The sequence below is a fragment of the Paenibacillus solani genome (genome assembly GCF_001277345.1).
Lineage (GTDB): Bacteria > Bacillota > Bacilli > Paenibacillales > Paenibacillaceae > Paenibacillus_AQ > Paenibacillus_AQ solani.
In genome coordinates this window covers 1,688,856-1,707,634 of record NZ_LIUT01000001.1, presented here as the reverse complement: position 1 = coordinate 1,707,634, position 18,779 = coordinate 1,688,856, and the positions used below count along the sequence as shown (strand labels likewise).

General features: G+C 45.1%; 18 protein-coding genes. 3 read left to right on the top strand and 15 right to left on the bottom strand.

Annotated elements, in window-relative coordinates; translation table 11 throughout:
* Window positions 1-24: 24 nt before the first annotated feature.
* The 7 genes from AM231_RS07765 to AM231_RS07740 form a co-directional block, all read right to left on the bottom strand.
* The gene (locus tag AM231_RS07765) at window positions 25-2,193 is read right to left on the bottom strand and encodes an alginate lyase family protein (protein WP_054402121.1); all 2,169 of its coding nucleotides are present in this window, start codon (window positions 2,191-2,193) and stop codon (window positions 25-27) included.
* Window positions 2,183-3,304 carry a glycoside hydrolase family 88 protein gene (locus AM231_RS07760; protein WP_054402120.1) on the bottom strand — a complete coding sequence of 374 codons (1,122 nt, stop codon included), beginning with the start codon at window positions 3,302-3,304 and terminating at the stop codon, window positions 2,183-2,185. The genes AM231_RS07765 and AM231_RS07760 overlap by 11 nt, the downstream gene beginning before the upstream one ends.
* Window positions 3,285-3,416 carry a hypothetical protein gene (locus AM231_RS30185; RefSeq protein WP_278044612.1) on the bottom strand — a complete coding sequence of 44 codons (132 nt, stop codon included), beginning with the start codon at window positions 3,414-3,416 and terminating at the stop codon, window positions 3,285-3,287. The genes AM231_RS07760 and AM231_RS30185 overlap by 20 nt, the downstream gene beginning before the upstream one ends.
* Window positions 3,417-3,523: 107 nt before the next feature.
* A complete protein-coding gene (locus tag AM231_RS07755) occupies window positions 3,524-4,033 on the bottom strand; it encodes a ClbS/DfsB family four-helix bundle protein (protein WP_054402119.1) in 510 nt (169 codons plus the stop codon).
* Window positions 4,034-4,136: 103 nt separating this feature from the next.
* Window positions 4,137-6,044 carry a threonine--tRNA ligase gene (thrS, locus tag AM231_RS07750; RefSeq protein ID WP_054402118.1) on the bottom strand — a complete coding sequence of 636 codons (1,908 nt, stop codon included), beginning with the start codon at window positions 6,042-6,044 and terminating at the stop codon, window positions 4,137-4,139.
* Between the two features lie 367 nt (window positions 6,045-6,411).
* The gene (locus AM231_RS29000; protein ID WP_053493681.1) at window positions 6,412-6,555 is read right to left on the bottom strand and encodes a hypothetical protein; all 144 of its coding nucleotides are present in this window, start codon (window positions 6,553-6,555) and stop codon (window positions 6,412-6,414) included.
* A 175-nt stretch (window positions 6,556-6,730) separates the two neighbouring features.
* Window positions 6,731-7,216: a hypothetical protein gene (locus AM231_RS07740; RefSeq protein WP_054402117.1), complete on the bottom strand. Its 486-nt coding sequence runs from the start codon at window positions 7,214-7,216 to the stop codon at window positions 6,731-6,733.
* A gap of 244 nt (window positions 7,217-7,460) precedes the next feature.
* Here AM231_RS07740 and AM231_RS07735 point away from each other — a divergent pair, with 244 nt between their 5' ends.
* Window positions 7,461-8,153, top strand: coding sequence for a DUF421 domain-containing protein (locus AM231_RS07735; RefSeq protein ID WP_054402116.1), 693 nt, complete (start codon window positions 7,461-7,463; stop codon window positions 8,151-8,153).
* Between the two features lie 117 nt (window positions 8,154-8,270).
* On the opposite strand, the gene AM231_RS07730 is transcribed toward AM231_RS07735, so the two are convergent.
* From AM231_RS07730 to AM231_RS07720, 3 genes are read right to left on the bottom strand one after another with little or no spacing between them, the layout of a single operon-like run.
* Window positions 8,271-8,471 (bottom strand): hypothetical protein, encoded by a 201-nt coding sequence (locus tag AM231_RS07730; RefSeq protein WP_054402115.1) that lies wholly within the window; start codon window positions 8,469-8,471, stop codon window positions 8,271-8,273.
* Between the two features lie 58 nt (window positions 8,472-8,529).
* Window positions 8,530-9,321, bottom strand: coding sequence for a GNAT family N-acetyltransferase (locus tag AM231_RS07725; RefSeq protein WP_054402114.1), 792 nt, complete (start codon window positions 9,319-9,321; stop codon window positions 8,530-8,532).
* A gap of 17 nt (window positions 9,322-9,338) precedes the next feature.
* On the bottom strand, window positions 9,339-10,511 hold the full coding sequence (locus tag AM231_RS07720) for a GNAT family N-acetyltransferase (RefSeq protein ID WP_054402113.1): 1,173 nt from the start codon (window positions 10,509-10,511) through the stop codon (window positions 9,339-9,341).
* Window positions 10,512-10,783: 272 nt separating this feature from the next.
* On the opposite strand from AM231_RS07720, the gene AM231_RS07715 reads away from it, so the two are divergent.
* Window positions 10,784-11,323, top strand: a complete 540-nt coding sequence (locus tag AM231_RS07715) for an NADPH-dependent FMN reductase (RefSeq protein ID WP_054402112.1) — start codon at window positions 10,784-10,786, stop codon at window positions 11,321-11,323.
* Window positions 11,324-11,423: 100 nt separating this feature from the next.
* Here AM231_RS07715 and AM231_RS07710 read toward each other — a convergent pair whose 3' ends face one another.
* From AM231_RS07710 to AM231_RS07700, 3 genes are all read right to left on the bottom strand, one after another.
* On the bottom strand, window positions 11,424-12,617 hold the full coding sequence (locus AM231_RS07710; protein ID WP_082341559.1) for a DUF4179 domain-containing protein: 1,194 nt from the start codon (window positions 12,615-12,617) through the stop codon (window positions 11,424-11,426).
* A complete protein-coding gene (locus AM231_RS07705) occupies window positions 12,583-13,176 on the bottom strand; it encodes an RNA polymerase sigma factor (protein ID WP_054402111.1) in 594 nt (197 codons plus the stop codon). The genes AM231_RS07710 and AM231_RS07705 overlap by 35 nt, the downstream gene beginning before the upstream one ends.
* Before the next feature lie 159 nt (window positions 13,177-13,335).
* A complete protein-coding gene (locus AM231_RS07700; protein WP_054402110.1) occupies window positions 13,336-14,205 on the bottom strand; it encodes a LysR family transcriptional regulator in 870 nt (289 codons plus the stop codon).
* A 129-nt stretch (window positions 14,206-14,334) separates the two neighbouring features.
* Here AM231_RS07700 and AM231_RS07695 point away from each other — a divergent pair, with 129 nt between their 5' ends.
* The gene (locus tag AM231_RS07695; protein WP_054402109.1) at window positions 14,335-15,249 is read left to right on the top strand and encodes a DMT family transporter; all 915 of its coding nucleotides are present in this window, start codon (window positions 14,335-14,337) and stop codon (window positions 15,247-15,249) included.
* Window positions 15,250-15,333: 84 nt separating this feature from the next.
* Here the strand turns inward: AM231_RS07695 and AM231_RS07690 are convergent, their stop codons facing one another.
* Window positions 15,334-17,163 (bottom strand): cache domain-containing sensor histidine kinase, encoded by a 1,830-nt coding sequence (locus AM231_RS07690; protein WP_054402108.1) that lies wholly within the window; start codon window positions 17,161-17,163, stop codon window positions 15,334-15,336.
* Window positions 17,164-17,178: 15 nt separating this feature from the next.
* Window positions 17,179-18,753, bottom strand: a complete 1,575-nt coding sequence (locus AM231_RS07685) for a response regulator (RefSeq protein WP_053493692.1) — start codon at window positions 18,751-18,753, stop codon at window positions 17,179-17,181.
* Window positions 18,754-18,779 lie beyond the last annotated feature (26 nt).

Sequence of the window (18,779 nt, the reverse complement as noted above, 5' to 3'; positions counted from 1 at the left end):
AATCCTCTGAGCTGGAAGCATTCATTAAATGATGACGGTTACATTTTCTTGTTCCCCCAGGAGGGTCAACAGCACAGCCTCTCCGAAAATCTGCGCACCCTCCACCACATATGAATCATAATGACCGGACGGAGGACGATGACTAACAACGAGAATAAACTCTTCTTCCATTCCCGGAAGCTGAACACCACATGCTTCAGCTTGCCCGTCATGAACCCGCTCACCCGTGTGGCGATATACGGGAACCTTACGGACTCGCGGAGAGGTCGTCTCCCCTGGACGATGAGGATAAAGCACCTGCATGATGCTGATCAATCCTCTCCCTGTTTTGGAATAAGCAGCATTCGAATTGGGTTCGAGCAGGTTATATTCCCGGGACATGACACCCTCGCCGACTTCCCCACAAAGGTTCTCTGTGTTAACAGGAATGATTGAGAGATTCGCCTCTTCATGGGTGTTTGTCCGGCAAATCATTGAATCTGCTTCCATCAAGACTTCTCCAGGCGGGTGCGGAAAATGAAAATACTGAGTCAGGGTGTGCTGCTCAAGGCACGCCAGGCTGTCGATCAGCAGCCAAAAATACGGCTTGATGAAGATGATCCTTCTGCGAGGAATCAACGGTTCATTCCCATATAGATAGCCGTCATGCGTCCCCTCAACATAGTCAAAGTCAGGCCTGCTAATCCATTTGCAGCCCAGTGGCCCGGCAATTCGGTCGTAAGACCAGGTGTCCTTGATCCCGGTAAACCCTATTCCGTCGACGACCGTTGTGTTATGGGCTGAGCTCTCTTTTAATGCTTTTCTGAGGGATGTGTGATCGCTATAGTTATACCTTCCAAGATCGGTGAGCAGATCACGACCGTAGGCATGGAGATCAATATGCAGCATATCGGCGTGCCCGTGGCCTCCCCCGAGTGGGCCGCAGTGAAAATAAAGGTACAGCGCTTCTTCGTCCCATCCCGTTCGCATTGTATAATGACCGGAATGGATAAAAGCTCGGCTTTTGGATGGAGGCTCCACGGGCATCATCGCTTCATATTCCCGTATTCCCTCCATGCCCATCAGCCATGCATTATCGTAATCCGGCTTAGCATGTCCGCCATAGCGCAGAACAGAATCCCCAAATAACCAGGCGGCATATGTCAGAATGCCACGGATATCGCTATCGTCGCTGTCTCCCAGCATCGGCTGCCTGTGGTTCGGCTTCGCCCAGTATATGGAGGCTGTGGCCATCTCGCGGACCGTTTGTCGAAATGGACCATCTAGCTCAACCACGTTAAGATTGGCGAGATGAACGCAATCAAGATAACAAGCCAGCACCTCATGATGGTACGTTGGCGATTGCTCCCAGTGGATGCCATCCGCCATCACCTGGAGTCTCGCCGTCTCTTTCAGTCTCTCTACTCCTAATTCCCGCCACCTTGCCGACTTGCAGAACTCGGGGAAGAACAGTGCAATATGATATAAACCGCAGGTCTCCAGCACGCCCCAATTGCTGATATGCTTCCAGCTGTTGAAGGAAGCAGCCAGATATTCCCCGTGCTCGTGAAGCGAAATCAGCGCTTTAGCGAGCAGCGGCGGAGTCAGCGATGGACTGCCGATTATATATCGAAATGCCTTAATCCAGTTCACACTGCGCAGACCCGCCTCGATCGGGCGCCAAGTCAACGTATCCGTTGTAGGATTTTCGGGTACAGGATTCCGATCGATCCAGTTCTCAAGCTGGCGGCAAAATACCTCCGCATACTTCTCATCGCCAGTCATCGCATACGCTTGTCCCAGCGCCACCCAATAGCGGTGGCGATTCAGCATATAAGCCCACTCCACATCTTGATCGGGGATATGGCACCAATCAATTTCACCGTCAAATGTAACGGAAACTATGCTCCGTTCCATATCCCATGGAAAGCGGAACAGGAATGTCTGCTCCACCACCTCGTTCGCCGTCTTCATTACGGTTTCCAGTTCATCTGCACAGTGTTGCTTTATATATTCGGTGATATTCTGCTTATCTTCACTGCTCATCCACCATCCAGGTGTCTTTCGGCAAGCGAAGTATTCATGCAGCTTATTAAGTACATCGTGCAGATGACCTTGATTCACTGCTTCACGCATCGGATCAATTTCAGGATCCTCCAGATTCCAAATTGTCAAAACGCCTCTCACCAAAGCTTCAGTCGCATCAGCGTTCATACCAGTACCCCTTGTTTCCAGTCTCCATTCGAATCAAGGCTTCCAGGTAAAAATAATCCCCCCAGATCATGAAATCATCCGGGGACAATCCGCCGCGCACATGATAAGAACCACGCTGAAGCAGGCCCTCCGCCTCTTGGCCGATGGTGGAATAATTCCGTACCAGTGAGGTCATGGAATCCTTCAATCCTTGTTCTAAGTAGGCTCTGTCCAGATCCCCCTCCTCCAAATGTCCAATCAGTTCCAGCAAGCCCGCTGCTACGATGGCGGAGGCTGAACTGTCCCGATACGTATCGGCGGTTACGGGTGCATTAAAGTCCCAAAGGGCGACATGATCCTTCGGTAAGTGCTTAAGGAAATACCTCGCCATTCGTTTAGAAGTTTCCAGGTATGCTGGATCTCCAGTATATTGATAAGCCAATGCGAAGCCGTATACCCCCCAGGCTTGTCCCCGCGTCCATGTCGAACCGTTCGTATAACCCTGGTGCGTCGCACCTCCAATTGGCTCCCCGGTTTGCTGATCGAAGAAGAAGGTGTGGTATGAGCTGTCATCTCCCCGTACCAGATAGCGTCTTGTCTTCTCCGCCTGCATGATTGCAACTTCCTGATATATGGGATTGCCGGTTTGCTGCCCCGCCCAGAAGAGCAGCGGCAGATTCATCAAACAATCGATAATGATGCGACCGCCCTCCTGTTTATCTCCTTCAGGGCCCCATGCTTGAATATATCCTCCACGTGAACGCCAGCGTGTCAGGAGCAAGTCCGCAGCCTGAAGCGTCAACTGGCGGGCACTCTCATCCTTCTCAACGATCCACTGCGCTTTGGAGGATAAGGAATACAGAAATCCGATATCGTGATGATCAAGCACCTTCTTATCCGCAAAGCGTTGACGAAAGTCTTCTACCGTTCGTACTGCTCCCAATCTGAAGTCCTCGTCGCCTGTGTATTCATAACATAGCCAGAGAAGACCGCTCCAGAAGCCGTTCGTCCAGTCATCGTTGTCATTCAGCAAATAAGCCCCATCCCTGCTGACGTGGGGGAATTTTGTCCCAAAGCTATCCATGTTCTTCCGGATTTTCTCAACGGCATCTTTAATCGCACTGCTCCACATACCCTCGTGCTCCCTTCAAATCGATCTGATTACGATTCATGATAGGGGGAGTCACCTGGATCTTGTAGAGCCTATTTTTGCCTTGATGTGCACTATTTTGACTTTTGCGCACCTAGGACGGTATAAAAGAAACCAGTCTATCCCTTTCCGATCGAATCCAACTAAAAAAAACGACCCGAGGTTATCCTCGAATCGTTCATGCCTGCCGTGCGCCAGGATCTAATCGGTGTACTTTTTCCACCTTCTAATTTTGGTTCTGAAGCTTTTGAACGGCGCGACGGAATTGATGTGCAGCCATTTCCACATCGGCCAATTGGCACTGGATATTGTCCACTTTCGAACACCCAAATGAAACAACTCTTCCTCACTTAAGCCGTCTATCCATTCACACCAATCATTCGTCCTCTGCTTCAACAGTGAACGTAATTCTTTCAAAGAATATCCATCATACGTACGATAGAATTGCTCATACAACGCACCCAATTGATTCCACTTATAATCTGGGGTTGGCGTTGTAACCACTTTGCCCGCAAGTTCATCCTTCTCCCAGCTCAATACCAGCGTTAGCCATCCCAGCTGATAGGCCATCATCTCCTGAGGCGTTCTGTCGACTTCGCCAATCCGAAGATTCTTTTTATCCTCTGGAACGTCATCAAATTCTTGGTCAAAGAGCCTGTACGTTTTCTGGATTTCAGTGATTAAAGCTTCTTTGTTCTGGTACGTTGGCAATGGTACTCTCCCCTTCATTTTCCATGTTCCATTTAACAGGTATATCCAGATGATACCATGCCTAAGAACCATGTACGGTGAAGAATATCATCCAAACATCTTCTTATTTCCTAGTCTCAATCTCATTCTGAAGCCGTTCAATCACTTGATCGATGGAGCTTTCACCAAGTTCACCTTCGCCACGTTTTCGAACAGATACATGATCGGAGTTCATTTCCTTCTCCCCAAGGACTAACGTGTATGGTGTTTTCAGCAGACCTGCTTCACGGATTTTATAACCCAGCTTTTCATTTCTGACATCGACGTTCACCCGTATGCCGGCATTCTCCAAACGTTTCTTCACCTTCAACGAGTAATCGATATAATGGTCCGATACCGGAATGATCATGACTTGTACGGGAGCTAGCCACATCGGGAAAGCCCCAGCGTAATGTTCTGTCAGGATTCCGATGAATCGTTCGATTGATCCGAAGACCGCGCGGTGAATGACAACCGGCCGATGCTTCTGATTATCTTCTCCTATATACGAAAGATCGAATTTTTCAGGGAATTGAAAATCCAGTTGAATCGTACCGCATTGCCAACTTCGTTTTAAGGAATCCAGGATATGAAAATCGATTTTCGGCCCGTAAAACGCTCCATCTCCTTCATTAATCCGGTATGAGAGCCCCTGTTGGTCCAATACCTGCTGCAAGGCGGACTCCGCCTGTTCCCATAATTCTTCAGACCCCATGGAGTCTTCCGGTCTTGTCGATAACTCTATTGTATATTCAAAGCCAAATACTTGATAAACCTGGCTGATAAAATCGATAACCTGCTTAATCTCATCCTGAATTTGGTCAGGTCTGACAAAAATATGAGCATCATCCTGACAGAACGTCCGCACCCGCATCATGCCATTCAGTGCGCCCGAGAATTCATGGCGATGCACCTGCCCAAATTCAGAAATTCGAATCGGGAGCTCCCGGTAGGAATGCAGCGTATTTTTGTAAACTAACATATGTCCCGGACAGTTCATTGGTTTTAATGCATATTCTGTCTCGTCCACCTGAGTAAAGTACATATTATCCTTGTAATGATCCCAGTGCCCCGACATTTCCCACAGCCGTTTGTTCATCATCAGCGGCGTACGAACTTCATCATAATCGCGGTGGAACTGAAGTTCTCTTGCGAATTGTTCCAGTTCATTGCGGATGATCATCCCATTAGGTAAGAAAAAGGGCATACCCGGCGCCTCTTCCGAGAACATGAATAATCCCAGCTCTTTACCCAGCTTGCGATGATCCCTTTTTTTGGCCTCTTCCAGGAAAAATAAATGCTCCTCAAGCTGCGACTTTTTGGGAAACGCTGTTCCGTAGATTCGTTGCAGCATTTTATTGTCAGAGTTCCCCCGCCAATAGGCGCCTGCCACACTCATTAACTTGAATGCCTTGATTTTGCCCGTTGAAGGCAGATGAGGCCCTCTGCACAAGTCAACGAACTCGCCCTGCTGATAAACGGAAATGATCTCGTTTCCCGGCAATTCATGGATCAGCTCCATTTTATACGGATCTTCTTTGAACAGTTGTTCAGCCTCCGGACGACTGACCTCTTTGCGTACAAACGGCAGGTCTTCCTGAACGATCTTCTGCATTTCCCGCTCAATGACAATCAAGTCATCATTCGTGAGGGAATGTCCCAGATCCATATCATAATAAAAACCATCCTCAATAACGGGTCCCACACCGAGATGTACTGACGAGCTGCCGTAGATCCGTTTTACCGCCTGGGCCATCAGATGGGCCGCGCTATGTCGATAAACGTACAATCCGTCATCGGAATCCAGTGTAACGATGCTGACTTTTGCATCATGAGACAGCTCATAATTCAAATCCACGAGCTTCCCGTCCACTTTGGCTGCGACGGCCTGTTTCAGAAGTCCCGCATGAATGGATTCCGCGATTTGCTTCATCGTCGTTTGAGCAGGATACTCCTTTTTGCTTCCATCTGGCAGTGTAACTACGATTGACATTGCTATCCCTCCATCAAATTAAGATTGAACGCAAAAAACACCCGATCCCAAAGGGACGAGTGCGTTCAGCTCGTGGTTCCACCCTAATTTGATCCGGAAAGACAAGCGTTCGCCTAAGCGGCATGCTCTTCTTCGGATCCTCATTTTAGACATCCGGTAACGGGGATGAATCGGTGTTCTCTAATACCTTATAGGGTTCAAAAACACAGCTACAAAGGGGTAATTCAAGAAGCAAGCACTGTAGAAGCTTTCACCAATCACTTCTCTCTCTGGACAGGTTGTTTCAGGAATCATGTCTTTGATCGTTGCTGATAGTAAAGTACTATAAGTCAATAAATTCTAATTGTCAACACTCTCTGGACAATCATTATTCCTCGTTTGTTAAAGACATTTTAATCAAATAGCCAACTCCCAAACCGACAAGAACACCTGGAAAAGCACTCCCCAAGGCTAATCCGATTCCGGCCCCCACAATGACACAGGCATATATGATGCTGTCTCCCTTCTTCATTTAACTCCTCTCCTTCTCATAAGATATGTGACATCATTCGTTAACTTCTATGCCAACTAATATCTTACAAGATGACGTCGCGTCACTTTCAAGTGCGTATTTAATCTCGAATGGAGAAATGCCTAATATCACAAAAAAACCGCTGTAAAACTGCGGCTTTTGTTCATACATCTGATTAATGAATGCTGTTGATAAGAAGAATAAACTCCTTTTTGTGGTGAGCGTCGTAGTTCTCGGGTAATTTCTCCAACAAATGATTTATACTGCTTTGCATTACGGTGAAACGGCTCGTCTTGTTGTTATTTAAAGCATATGTCGACATCTCATTGAACATCAATTCCTCGACTGAGGTTAGGATGACTTCTACACCGCTCATATCTAGATCTGTAGAAGACATCGAATGTTCGAATTCGATCATGGATCTTTGTGCCAGATCGAGTCGTTCATCCGCATTAATCAATAGATTCAAATTTTCTTCTTTCATATGCTTGTCATCCAATTCACCAATGAATTGACTGAAATATTCAAGCCCATGAATAAACGTTCTATATGAACTGCTGTCTCCCACAGCATGTTTTTTATGATCTGCTATGTAATGATTACTAACAAGCACAACCCCAAATATATGAAGTATGACCGAAATAATCAGTATCGTTCTCAAAGAATTCTTCCTCACCGTTCCCATCCCTATCCATTAAAAAATCACATCACCTGGCACCACAAAAGGTAAATATACCGGAAAGACAGTGCGAGTCATCATAACACAACCGATGGCCCTTGGGCTACAGGTAAGCTTTCCCTTGTCATTACATCCGCTATCCCATAACTGGGGCTATCTCCCTAGTTTCTGCTTGATGTCTAAGCGTTTAATATCTAAGTAAATTGCCATTCAAGGAGGCTGACCCATGGAGATGTACATGCAGTTAGGGGTTAAACTGATCGTCAGCTTTTTTGGGTTATGGATTGTTACCTTTGTTACCGGAAGAAAAACGCTTAGCCAGCTGACTCCGCTCGACTTCTTAGCTTCGCTTGCGCTTAGCGAGATCGTCGGTAATACCCTGTATGATAAAGACGTAACCATCATGCATCTGATATTCGCTCTTGCCCTATGGACCACCTTATCCTATCTTTTTGAGAAGGCAACGACTTACTTCGTGAAATTCGGATATTTGGCGGAAGGCCGAGCTGTAATGCTGATCGATAACGGAAAGCTGAATCAAAAAATGCTGGATAAATATGATATCGAATATAAACAATTATTATCGATGCTGAGACACCAGAATATTTTCTCATTAACTGAAGTTAAATACGCTATTTTGGAAACGGACGGATCGATGTCCGTCATGCGAAAGCCAGAATTTGAACCGCCCTCCAAGCAGGATCTGGGGTTGGAAGCCACGCCGGATGCTTTTACGGTAACGGTGATCGATAAGGGAAGGTTATTGAAAGAATCGATGCTGGGTAAGCAAATAAATCTGGAGGAGATCAGGTCGATGGCGCGGGAACAAGGGTATGATTCCTTGGATGATATCGCGTATGCAGAATATGCTGACGATGGAAAGCTGCATATTTTCTCCGTGAAGGACGTTCAGAAATAATTCTACTAATAGTCAAACAGCTGAAAAGTTCTTTAGTAAATAAATCGTTTACTTATCCGTCTAACCTCCAAAAAGAAGCATGCTGAAAAAACAGCATGCTTCTAATTTACTTTCCAACTATCCCTTTCCTTTCTTACTATAAATTACATAAGCAATAACCCCAACTAAATAGCCTATCCCAGCTCCTATACTAACTGAAAATACTAGAAAGCTTGGTTTGAAAAAGAGGGAAACAATGACACCGATAGCGGTACCAGCAATCATACCCAATGGGATTAAACTATCGATTAAACCTTTAGCCTCTCTGGACTTTTTCATACCTGACATTCCTTTCTGTTGCTCCCAAACTGCATTTAACGTTTATCAAAGAATTTGGTCATTTACAAGTTGAAACTGCGAATGTAACCATGTACTGCTTGCATACAGTGACATAGCCAAGGGACTGATACAATTGGATCGCAGCCGTATTGCTTGCCAGAACATTGAGGTACACATGTGGCGTAATAATACGAGCTCTTCGGGTCAGTTCAGCGCATACCTTTTTGCCAAATCCTCGCCTTCTCCATCCCCGATCCGTTCCTATATTCCCAAGCTCCACATAATCCTGACCGTATATATGATAGCCACCAACGGCAACAAGCTCCTGATCTTGCATTACACCATAGAACGGATTTTGAAGCTCTTCTTTTGCAAAAGCCATCGCTTGAATTGCAGCTAATTTATCCTCAATCCGATCAAAATGAGCAGGCCCCAGAAGGATGACCTCATCTGCCGTCAGCGGTAAACTCTCTGAATCGACATGCTTCATCAACCAGATTTCTATGGGAGGTTTAATAACATCCACTTCCGGACTAAGCACCTTCCATTCATCTGCATGGACGATAAAACTACCTTCTGCACTGTCGGGCAAATTCAGCTCTTGCTTTATATGTGCCAGAACAGAGGGCAGCTGAAACTGTGGCTTGATAGGATAAACAGAGAATGCATGAAAGGACAGACCATTCAAGTAAGCCAGAACACCCAGCAGCTCTCCCGATTCCGAAAACTGACCATAATGTAGGCTGTTTTGCCTTCGATTCGTAAGGTAAGAATAATATAGGAAATGCTGTTCCTGATTAATCGATGCCAAGAGTATGTCTAATTCTTCTGGCCGAAGTCTGCGAATCAACGTGGCTTCTTCCTTTCTTAAAAGAAATCCATAAGATGGGTGTGACCTGTAGGAATCATGGATTCCAATTGGGCTGCCGCTTGTGGATTACCATTTAAACGATGGATGGAATAAAGCTCATGCGGTCTTTTATATCCCGTAAACAGCGCGGATAGACTCTGAATATCGGTGCTCAGATCAGCCTGCTCCTCATGATCGTTTGGAAGCTCTGTCAACTCCGCTCTTCCTGCTTCATTAACGGATAATCGCCATATGCCAGCATTCCAGGGGGCAGCGGAATCTTTCACCGCTAAGGTAATTACAGCTTCCTGGTGCCGTTCGAAAGCGTACCCCTCAATGAAGGACTTCAAATCAACGATGCGCGCCATGAAGTAGGGAACCACCTCCTGTATAACTCGAGGCTCCGGCAGAATAAAGGGCAGCTGATCATCCACGGGTACCATTTTCATCGTTGCCTGCTCGATTCTGGAGTCATGGTTTCCAAAAAAGGTCCAAAGCGCACTGCGTGCTTCCTCGTTGAAAAATACGAATTCATCACACACCAGTTCCTTGTTCTTGAGATGGTATAACGCATAACCCGTCGCTTGTCCCTCTGCGGAATAATAAACAACGTTATGAACCCCGTCCGTTAGAACGGATCTCCTCCACCAGGCTTCATCGCGCACAAGCATACCGTTGTAGTTTCTGGCGTAAACTTGATACATATCACTTAGAGTAGGTATATCAAGTACATCTCTTACCAGCCGGCCCTCTACGGATACTTTACGTGGAAAATTGTTTATCGGAATGATGTACTTCTTATATTCTGCATAGACTTCCCAGCCGAATTTACGGTAGAAGGGTACCGAAAAAGGATGCAGGCAGGATATGCTCTGGCCTTTGTTCTTCATCTCCTGCAATGCATGTTTGAGCAATGTATTAACATGTCCCTGTCTGCGGTTCTCCGGCCAAGTTGCCACACCCGCGATCCCGCCCATATTGATCGTTCTACCCTGCATGTAGATTTGCAGTGGAATTATCGTCAATTTCGCTTGCAGGTCATCTCCGTCAAATATCCCCCAGCTTTGTTCTGGTTTAAAATGTTCCTTGCGGGATTCCCGCTGCTCCTGTGATAGCGAAACTTGAAACGCATACTCGGATAATTTTGTGCTGATTTCAAATTCATCGGATCTCAATTGTCTTAATTCCATAAGCGCTTCACCTCGTTTAGAATCATTCCTATGTAATCAGGCAACACTAAGTTTCATAACATGCATAACATCAGTATAGCATTGGGTCTAGCCTAAACACTACATAGCAAGAAGCGATTGGAGAGCTGTACTCAACGGTTGGTTGAGAAGAACACAGCAAACTTTTCGTTAGTTACTTGACAAAGTTAACCGACTGAGATTATTATTTAAGCATGCGATATAGTCAACACATCACGATCAAATATATGAACAAATATTAGGAGGTAAGTATTATGTCCAAATTGAATATCGGCATTATTTTGGGAAGTACACGTCAAGGTCGCTTGAGCCCTCAAGTAGGCGAGTGGGTTAAACGTATTGCAGATGAGCGCGGAGATGCGAACTACGAAATCGTAGACATCGCGGATTACAAGCTTCCTCTGCTAGGCGAGGCCGACGCTACCGAACAAGCAACCGCATGGAATACCAAGCTTGCAACTTTGGACGGATTTGTGTTCATCGTTCAGGAATACAACCACAGTATTTCAGCCTCTTTGAAAAACGCCCTCGATTATGCACGGGAAGCGTGGAACAATAAAGCAGCCGGTATTGTCAGTTATGGCTCCGTTGGCGGCGCTCGTGCGGCCGAACATTTGCGCGGAATCTTAGGCGAGTTGTCAATAGCCGATGTTCGCATTCACCCTGCCCTCTCATTGTTTACTGATTTTGAGAATGGTTCTGTGTTCAAGCCAGCTGATCTGCATCTTGTCAACTTGAATGGCATGCTCGACCAAGTGCTTGCATGGAGCGGAGCACTGAAAACACTTCGCTAATCTTATGAAAATAAGACTATCTAGCATATTTCATGCTAAACACGACCGAATAAAAAGCGAGACCCGAAAGTTATCGGGTCTCGCTTTTCTCATAGTTATGTTATTGATGAACTGGAATGGTCAATTCCAAGTCTGTCAGATATGTTTTTTCACCCGGGCTGTTCTGTCCTTGACCGACTACGCTCCAATCCTTGTTATTTACGGTCAAGGTAAACGGCTTAATTGTAATAGATTTTGCCTGTCCGTTAAGAGGACTGAACAGTTGATCGATATGATATTCGTTCTTAGGCTCGCTGTTAAAGTACTCAAACTTTCGCGGAGCCAGAACATTGCCTTGGTCGTCTACTAACTCGTAATAGACCATGCTCGCACTATAGTCACCGGTTTGTTCAGGTGAAGTTGGAACTGGGCCTACACTGTCCAGAACCAGACGGGTCGATACCGGTGAAATATCCACCTGCTTGACCGTGTAGCTGAACGCTCCATCCGATTTAGATGCTGCTTCGGGTTTAACAACAACCGGCTTATTCGTGACATTTACAGGAACCTTGAATTCAAAATTTTCATTTACCTGAGTTACGTTTGCTTGAATGGTCAGTTCGAATTGATCAGGCAAGTTCAGACCCTTAGTAAGCTCAACGATATAGGCATTATTCTGTTGCGGATAGTCTCCGAAGGTACCTTCACCCATCTCAATCTGTTGTCCGTTCACCAGAATTTTTGGTGTTTCAATATATCCCTTTTCCTGATCTTCCTTGGCTACTTTCTTCGACTTCACATACTCGCTATCTGAATCACCGATGATGACAGCGTCCTCGCTTAAGTATGGAGAAGCCGTACTCGGCAGATCCACTCCTTCACGCTCCAGAATGAAGGATAATCGAGTTCCATCATACAGAAGGTCAGCCACCTTTAAAGTTACGCCATCATGAGTCACACTCAGATTAGGTTCGGATAAAATCCCTTGTTCGATTGCGGCATTTACCGCTTCTTCGCTTGTTCCCTCGTACAGCACGCCGATCACGGGGATTTGTTTCAAGGTTGCTGCCATTACGGGTGATACAAATCCCGATCCAATAACGGTTCCTCCCAGTACAGCTGCTGCGGATGCAACGAGTAATGCTTTTTTCAAAACATTTGGTTTACCTTTGGTTGATGTTCTTGTCATTTCACGCTCTCCTATCTTGTTCATGATTCGATAACTCATGCTATTCTTCGGAAATGCTGACTCACGTATCATCTCTTCCAGTTCGTTCATTTCAGTGAATTCCGTTTGTTTCGGCAATTGTCCCACGTGCCACCTCTCCTTTTTGGCTTATTCGTTCCATCAGTTTTTGGCGTAAACGCTCATACTTTTTCCGTACCGTCGCTGACTTAAGACCCATAATGTCGCTGATTTCATCAAAGGTATACTGTTCAACAGCCTTAAGCAGCAATATATGTCGCTCTTCTGCTGTAAGGTAGGTTAACAGCTCGTACACAACCGACTCGTGCTGAGATATTTGCATAACCGGCTGCTGTTCCTTGTAATGCTGAATCAGATTAAGGAAACGGCTCTGTTTCTTTTTAATATTGATCAAATGATGGTAGGCCATTTTATACAACCAGGCAGAGAAAGACACTTGTCTTTTGTACTGATGTAGATTCTCATAGGCGCGAATGAAAATGTCCTGTACCGCATCTTCAGTCTCCGCATGATTCTTTAGAATATAGTAGCAGTACGTGTACATCTGCCGTTCAAACTGGATGATGATCGCTTGGTAAGCCTGCTTCTCTCCTGCTTTGACCTGTTCGATTATGGTTTCAATGGCTTCTCTTTTTCCTTCCGCTTCCCCGGGGATGGTTGGCTGCAACTGAGCTCACCTCCTTCTTTGTTTACCTATATAACAATCTCAAACAGGCATTTTGTGACATGAATTATTTAACCTGGAGAAACACAATGAATGGCACACCGGAAATTATAGATTCTAGATACTATGTATAGCCGTCATCATTACATTGCTATGTATGCTTTACAGCTTGGGGTAGCTCTTCACATAATTCAAGAATCGCTGCGTAGCCGGTGATACTTCCCTCATTGAGCTTATCGCTATACCCAGTAAACGATAGCTTTTTTCCTTTAGTTCAATCAGCCGGATATTACGCTGCTGCCCTCGGAGCACGAGTTCCGGAAGAATACTTATACCCAGCCCCTTCTCAACCATGGCCATAATGGCATAATCGTCTCCAAGTGTATATTTGATATCCGGCTTAGTCCGGGCCTTCTCCAGCAACCGATTCACATCGTAATCAGACCCTTTGGTCGGCATAATGAACGGCTCATTCTCAATCTGGGATAAGGTTATAGAATCCTCAGAATTAAGAGGATGGTCAAGAGGCAGTAAGACTAGCAATGGGTCTTGGTGCAGGGGAATCGCATCGAATGTATCCCAAGTTGGTAACGACAGGAAGCCGCAATCAATCTTGCCCTCTGCAATCCATTCTTCGATTTCCTGGTAATCTCCTTCGACCAATCGAATTTCGATATGCGGGTAATCCCGCTGAAAATCCTTAATAATTCCCGGCAGCCAGTGAACACCCACACTAGTAAAGGTACCGATGTGAATGGTACCCAGCTCGATCCCATGAATGGCCGCTACCTGCTGCTCCAAATGTTCGTTCCACTTCAGTATTTCACGTATCGTTTTCAGCATCTCCTCACCATTGGTCGTCAACTTCGCACCTGAACGGTTTCGGATCAGCAAGGAGAAACCGAACTCGTCTTCCAGGCTGTTGATCATATGACTGACACCAGACTGCGTAAATCCCATGACTTCGGCGGCTTTGGTTAAGCTTCCGAGCTCCACAACCTTCATTAGAACTTTGAATTTATTGATACTCATGAGAAATATCCTCCAAAAGTTTATTTACATGAATTTCATTCATGTTCAAGATTAAAAACATTCGTTTTACTTGTCTATTGTACGTGAGTATACTGATTCTGTTCAATCACTTGAAGGAGGAAAAAGAACTTGAAACCGTTAAAGGCCGATCTTATGATTTTATTCATCACCATTTGTTGGGGCTCGTCCTATCTTCTTATGAAAATAGGGCTGGATACGCTCGGAGCGTTTAATTTAATTGCCCTGCGCTTTGGATTGGCCTTTCTAATTGCTGGAGCGATTTTTATCCCCCGCTTGCGGCAGGTTAACGTAAAGACGATTCGATATGCCATGCTTCTGGGCTTCATTTTATTTATCATGTTTACCGCCCTGACCTTCGGTCTTAAGACCACTACAACATCCAATGCCGGATTCCTGGTCAGTCTAACGGTGGTGTTTGTCCCCTTAATACATACGTTTCTGTTTAAGAAGAAACTAGAGAACAAAGTGGTTATCTGTATTATGCTAGCCATAGCTGGCATTGCGCTGTTAACGATCCAGCTGCCTTTCAAATTCAGAATCGGGGATCTGTTCTGCATGGCGGCGGCATTATGTTATGCGCTGCATATCAATATAGTAAGTACAGCTGCGCAGAAAGTGGATACGCTCAACCTCGGCATCCTGCAGCTTGGGTTTACTGGATTGTATGCGTTCATCTCGTCTCTGCTCTTTGAAACTCCAGTATGGCCCAGCACAACCAACTCGTGGATGGCAGTTCTCTTCTTGAGCATTCTGTGTACCGCTGTCGGATTCATTTTCCAGACGATCGCCCAAAAATATACAACGGCTACCCGGACGGGACTCGTATTCTCCCTGGAACCTGTATTCGCAGCACTGGCTGGATTCTGGTTTGCTCACGAGATCATGAACAGCCATCAATATTGGGGTGCTGCCCTAGTGTTTCTTAGCGTAATCTTATCGAGCATAAATGTGAAAGTGGGAAGACGTTCTACGATCAAGAATGGCCCCGTCTCGCTGGACACCTATACACCTGAATTCAAATAATAAAGAGCAAAACCTGCTTATCAGGTTTTGCTCTTCTTCAATATATAAGTGCATGAATCCATCGTCAGTTTAATCTGCAGATCTTTATTCACCCAATGCTTGATCTTCATCCAGAAACAATCGACGTTTTCTAGCAGGAATACGAACCGTTACCGAGGTGCCGATTCCTACTTTACTGAAAATGGATACTCCATATTTCTCTCCATATTGAAGCTGTACCCTCTGGTGGATATTTCGAATTCCAAATCCAGTCTCACTGTTACCCGATGGATTCAAGATATCGGAGATACTCTCTCGTCTGACTCCTATTCCATCATCAATAATTCGATATAGGATTTCATCATTCTCCAACCGGGCAACAATCCGAATATGAATTCGATCACCGCCGCTCCAAGCATGCTTCAGCGCATTTTCAATAAATGGCTGTAATATCAACTTAATGGTCTCATATTTCCATACTTCTACATCGACATCAAAGGTAACTTCCAATCGATGGCCATATTTTACTTTTTGGATATCAAGATATGCGTTGGCCTGCTCAATTTCTGAATAAACCGGGATTAGGTTCTTCCCTGAATTGAGGGTCAGTCTGTAGAATTTAGCCAGCTCCACGACCATCTTGCGCAGCTTTTCATTCTCACCAAATTTAGCTAACTGATTAATCGACGAGAGCGTGTTATACAGAAAATGAGGATTGATCTGGGTTTGAAGCATTTCCAGCTCAGCTTCCTTCTTCTCAAGTTCAGTTAAATATACTTTTTCGATTAACATCTCAATGTCTTCTCCCATGTTGTTCATGGCTGTTGCAATCTGTGAGAATTCATCTTTTCCCCTGTAGGTGATTCGTTTACGCAAGTCCCCTTCCCGGAACGCGTTTAAAGTTGAAACGAGCTTTGTAATCCGTTTAGAGAAGTAGCCCGAGATATAGACCCCGGTAATGGTAAAAACAATGAAACATAAGATACATATGCCTATAATGAATGTACGTACACGTTCAGCCTCTTGTTTGATAATGGTTAAGGGCACGTGAGCCACAATGGTCCAACCCTGCGGTGCCATATATTCTTTTAAAGTCAAATATTCATCCTCCGGCAGCAATTCCGGTATCGTGGTCCGCCTGGTCAAACTGCTGTTGTTATCACTCGATGCAGTCTGCATCTCTTGGTCAGAGGCATAGATGGCTCGGCCACTGCGATCCAATACATACAGCATAGAGCCTTCGCCAAGCTTGCGGTAATCCACACTCTCGAATAATTCATCCATGCTTACACTGAACCTCATGATCCCAAGTACGTGGATGTTAATAGGATCCTGCAGATCGACTATGCGGCGAATCATAGAAATACGACCGCTCTCTTGATCATTCTCTACTTCTTCCCAGCGCATCGTAATCCCGTATTCTTCTGAGGGAAGTGATTGGTACCATGATCTGTTCACAATACGTCCCATATGATAGATATTAAACGTTTGATTGGGAAAATTAGATCCTGGTTTGTAACTATAATAGACTTGTGAGATGGTTTCGTTCTTTACATATATGAATAAACGCAGATTAATCCCGATTGACTTCGAGGCACTTTCCAGCTTCGGTTCAAAGACTTTTTTAGCTCTAGTATGAATTTCTTGTGCGTTTGTAAGATTCATCTTCAAGTTTTCTACAAACTGTTCATCATCATAAAGCGTTGACGAAATCCGCACGATATCCTCTGTTTTATAAGCTACATTGTCTCGTATTTGAGCGAGTGTGTTCTGAATATTTTCCCTCGTTTGCTTCCGCATGGAAGAATCGTACATGGAGTGGGACACATACCCGATCGTAACCAAAAACACAATGAAAATAAGATAAGACATCATGAGTTTGTATCCGATGGGTATGTAACCGCGCTTTTTTATTTTCCCCCACACCAGTTTCATGTTTGCCTCCATTGACTACTGCACTTTTTTCCGGTATTCAAGTGGTGTCATGCCGAATTTTTCTTTGAATTGCCTGCTGAAGTAAGGCAAATGGCGGTATCCTACCTTATCCGATATTTCATAAATCTTCATTCCCGGTATTTTCAGCAGCTCACAGGCTTTCTCCATACGCAGCTGTACGAGCAGCTCGTTGAATGTATATCCTGATTTCTCTCTAATAAGAAACCCAAAATAACTGGGAGAGAACGAAAATTGCAGCGCGATATCCTTAATCGTAATATTCTCTCTCATCCGGTCCTTGATCGTTTTCATCACATTTCGGATAAACTGGCTGTCATTCGTGTTATTTTTTTGATGGAGCTTCTCTGATATTTCATATACGCGGTATAGCAGCCAGCGACGAATATCGTTAATGGTTTCAAATTGAAGTAATATGTCGAGTTTGCGGATATCAATGTCCAGAAGTTCAAAGAGATCCTCATTCATGGCGCTTAGATATTGATCCAATTTCCAAATAAAGTAACTGATCAGATTATGTACGGTGAACTTGGAGCGAAGGCTTGTTACGGAACGAAACAGGTTTTCCAGCTCATCGTGAATATGGACAAGCTCGTATTCTTTAACCGCTTTCATTAATGCATTCATATGTTCATTCAACATATTGAAGTCAAGCATGGCAGGTTCAACGCTTACATCCTCAAACTTGATGACGCCTCCCTTACCAAGAAACATTTTTCCTTCGACGGCTTGAACGGCTTGTAAATAAGATTCGCAGAGTTGATCCGATGTATGGACCGGCGAACCCAAACCTGTCGTCACCGTGATGGATAGTCTTCTCTGAGCAGAGTCCAACACGCTGGTTATAATGTCTTCTACCCCCTCTGATTCCAATAACAAAGCAACCCGGTGGGAGCTCAGCTTGCAGTATGGGATAACGCCGATTCGATGAATCGCTTCATCCAATTGTTTCATAAATGATCGGGTCCCTTGATGACTCGCTGGAGATCTTTCGTTCAGTCTCGAGATCAGATCCAGTTCCATCACTGCAACCCTCAAAGGCCATTTTAAGCGATCAAGCTCATGCGTTTTCATCAGCTTTTCCATATACTCGCGATCTGACGTATCTTCTCCTTCGAAGAGTCTCAGCAGCATATCGCTTTTGGCAATCGGAATCAAATCCTGATAGGCTTCCTCAACTTCCCGCAGCTTGTGTTCCTCATCCAAATCCTTCTTGACCTTCATTAAGGAAGCGATCAGCTCACTGTCTTCCATCGGCTTCAGGACATAACTATAAGCATTAAGAGACAATGCTTGCTGGACATAGCTAAATTCTTGATAACCGCTCACAAATATGATTCTTATCTTGGGTTTCCGCTGCAGCGCGATCCGTGCTAATTCCAATCCCGACATATACGGCATGTTTACATCACTTATAAGAATGTCGATCGCATGCTTATCCAATATCTCACAGGCGGATAAAGCATTATTCACACAGCCTTTGACCTCCATGCCCAGTTCAGCCCATGGAATAAACCGCTTCATTCCTTCCAAATCAAGTTCTTCATCATCTACCAACAACACATTATACATAGCCTCTTCCTCCCATGCCGTATCCA

Excerpts from the sequence above, each read along its gene's own strand:
- AM231_RS07765 (WP_054402121.1), bottom strand. The coding sequence starts at position 2,193 with ATGAACGCTGATGCGACTGAAGCTTTGGTGAGAGGCGTTTTGACAATT.
- AM231_RS07760 (WP_054402120.1), bottom strand. The coding sequence starts at position 3,304 with ATGTGGAGCAGTGCGATTAAAGATGCCGTTGAGAAAATCCGGAAGAAC.
- thrS (WP_054402118.1), bottom strand. The coding sequence starts at position 6,044 with ATGTCAATCGTAGTTACACTGCCAGATGGAAGCAAAAAGGAGTATCCT.
- AM231_RS29000 (WP_053493681.1), bottom strand. The coding sequence starts at position 6,555 with ATGAAGAAGGGAGACAGCATCATATATGCCTGTGTCATTGTGGGGGCC.
- AM231_RS07735 (WP_054402116.1), top strand. The coding sequence starts at position 7,461 with ATGGAGATGTACATGCAGTTAGGGGTTAAACTGATCGTCAGCTTTTTT.
- AM231_RS07730 (WP_054402115.1), bottom strand. The coding sequence starts at position 8,471 with ATGAAAAAGTCCAGAGAGGCTAAAGGTTTAATCGATAGTTTAATCCCA.
- AM231_RS07720 (WP_054402113.1), bottom strand. The coding sequence starts at position 10,511 with ATGGAATTAAGACAATTGAGATCCGATGAATTTGAAATCAGCACAAAA.
- AM231_RS07715 (WP_054402112.1), top strand. The coding sequence starts at position 10,784 with ATGTCCAAATTGAATATCGGCATTATTTTGGGAAGTACACGTCAAGGT.
- AM231_RS07700 (WP_054402110.1), bottom strand. The coding sequence starts at position 14,205 with ATGAGTATCAATAAATTCAAAGTTCTAATGAAGGTTGTGGAGCTCGGA.
- AM231_RS07690 (WP_054402108.1), bottom strand. The coding sequence starts at position 17,163 with ATGAAACTGGTGTGGGGGAAAATAAAAAAGCGCGGTTACATACCCATC.
- AM231_RS07685 (WP_053493692.1), bottom strand. The coding sequence starts at position 18,753 with ATGTATAATGTGTTGTTGGTAGATGATGAAGAACTTGATTTGGAAGGA.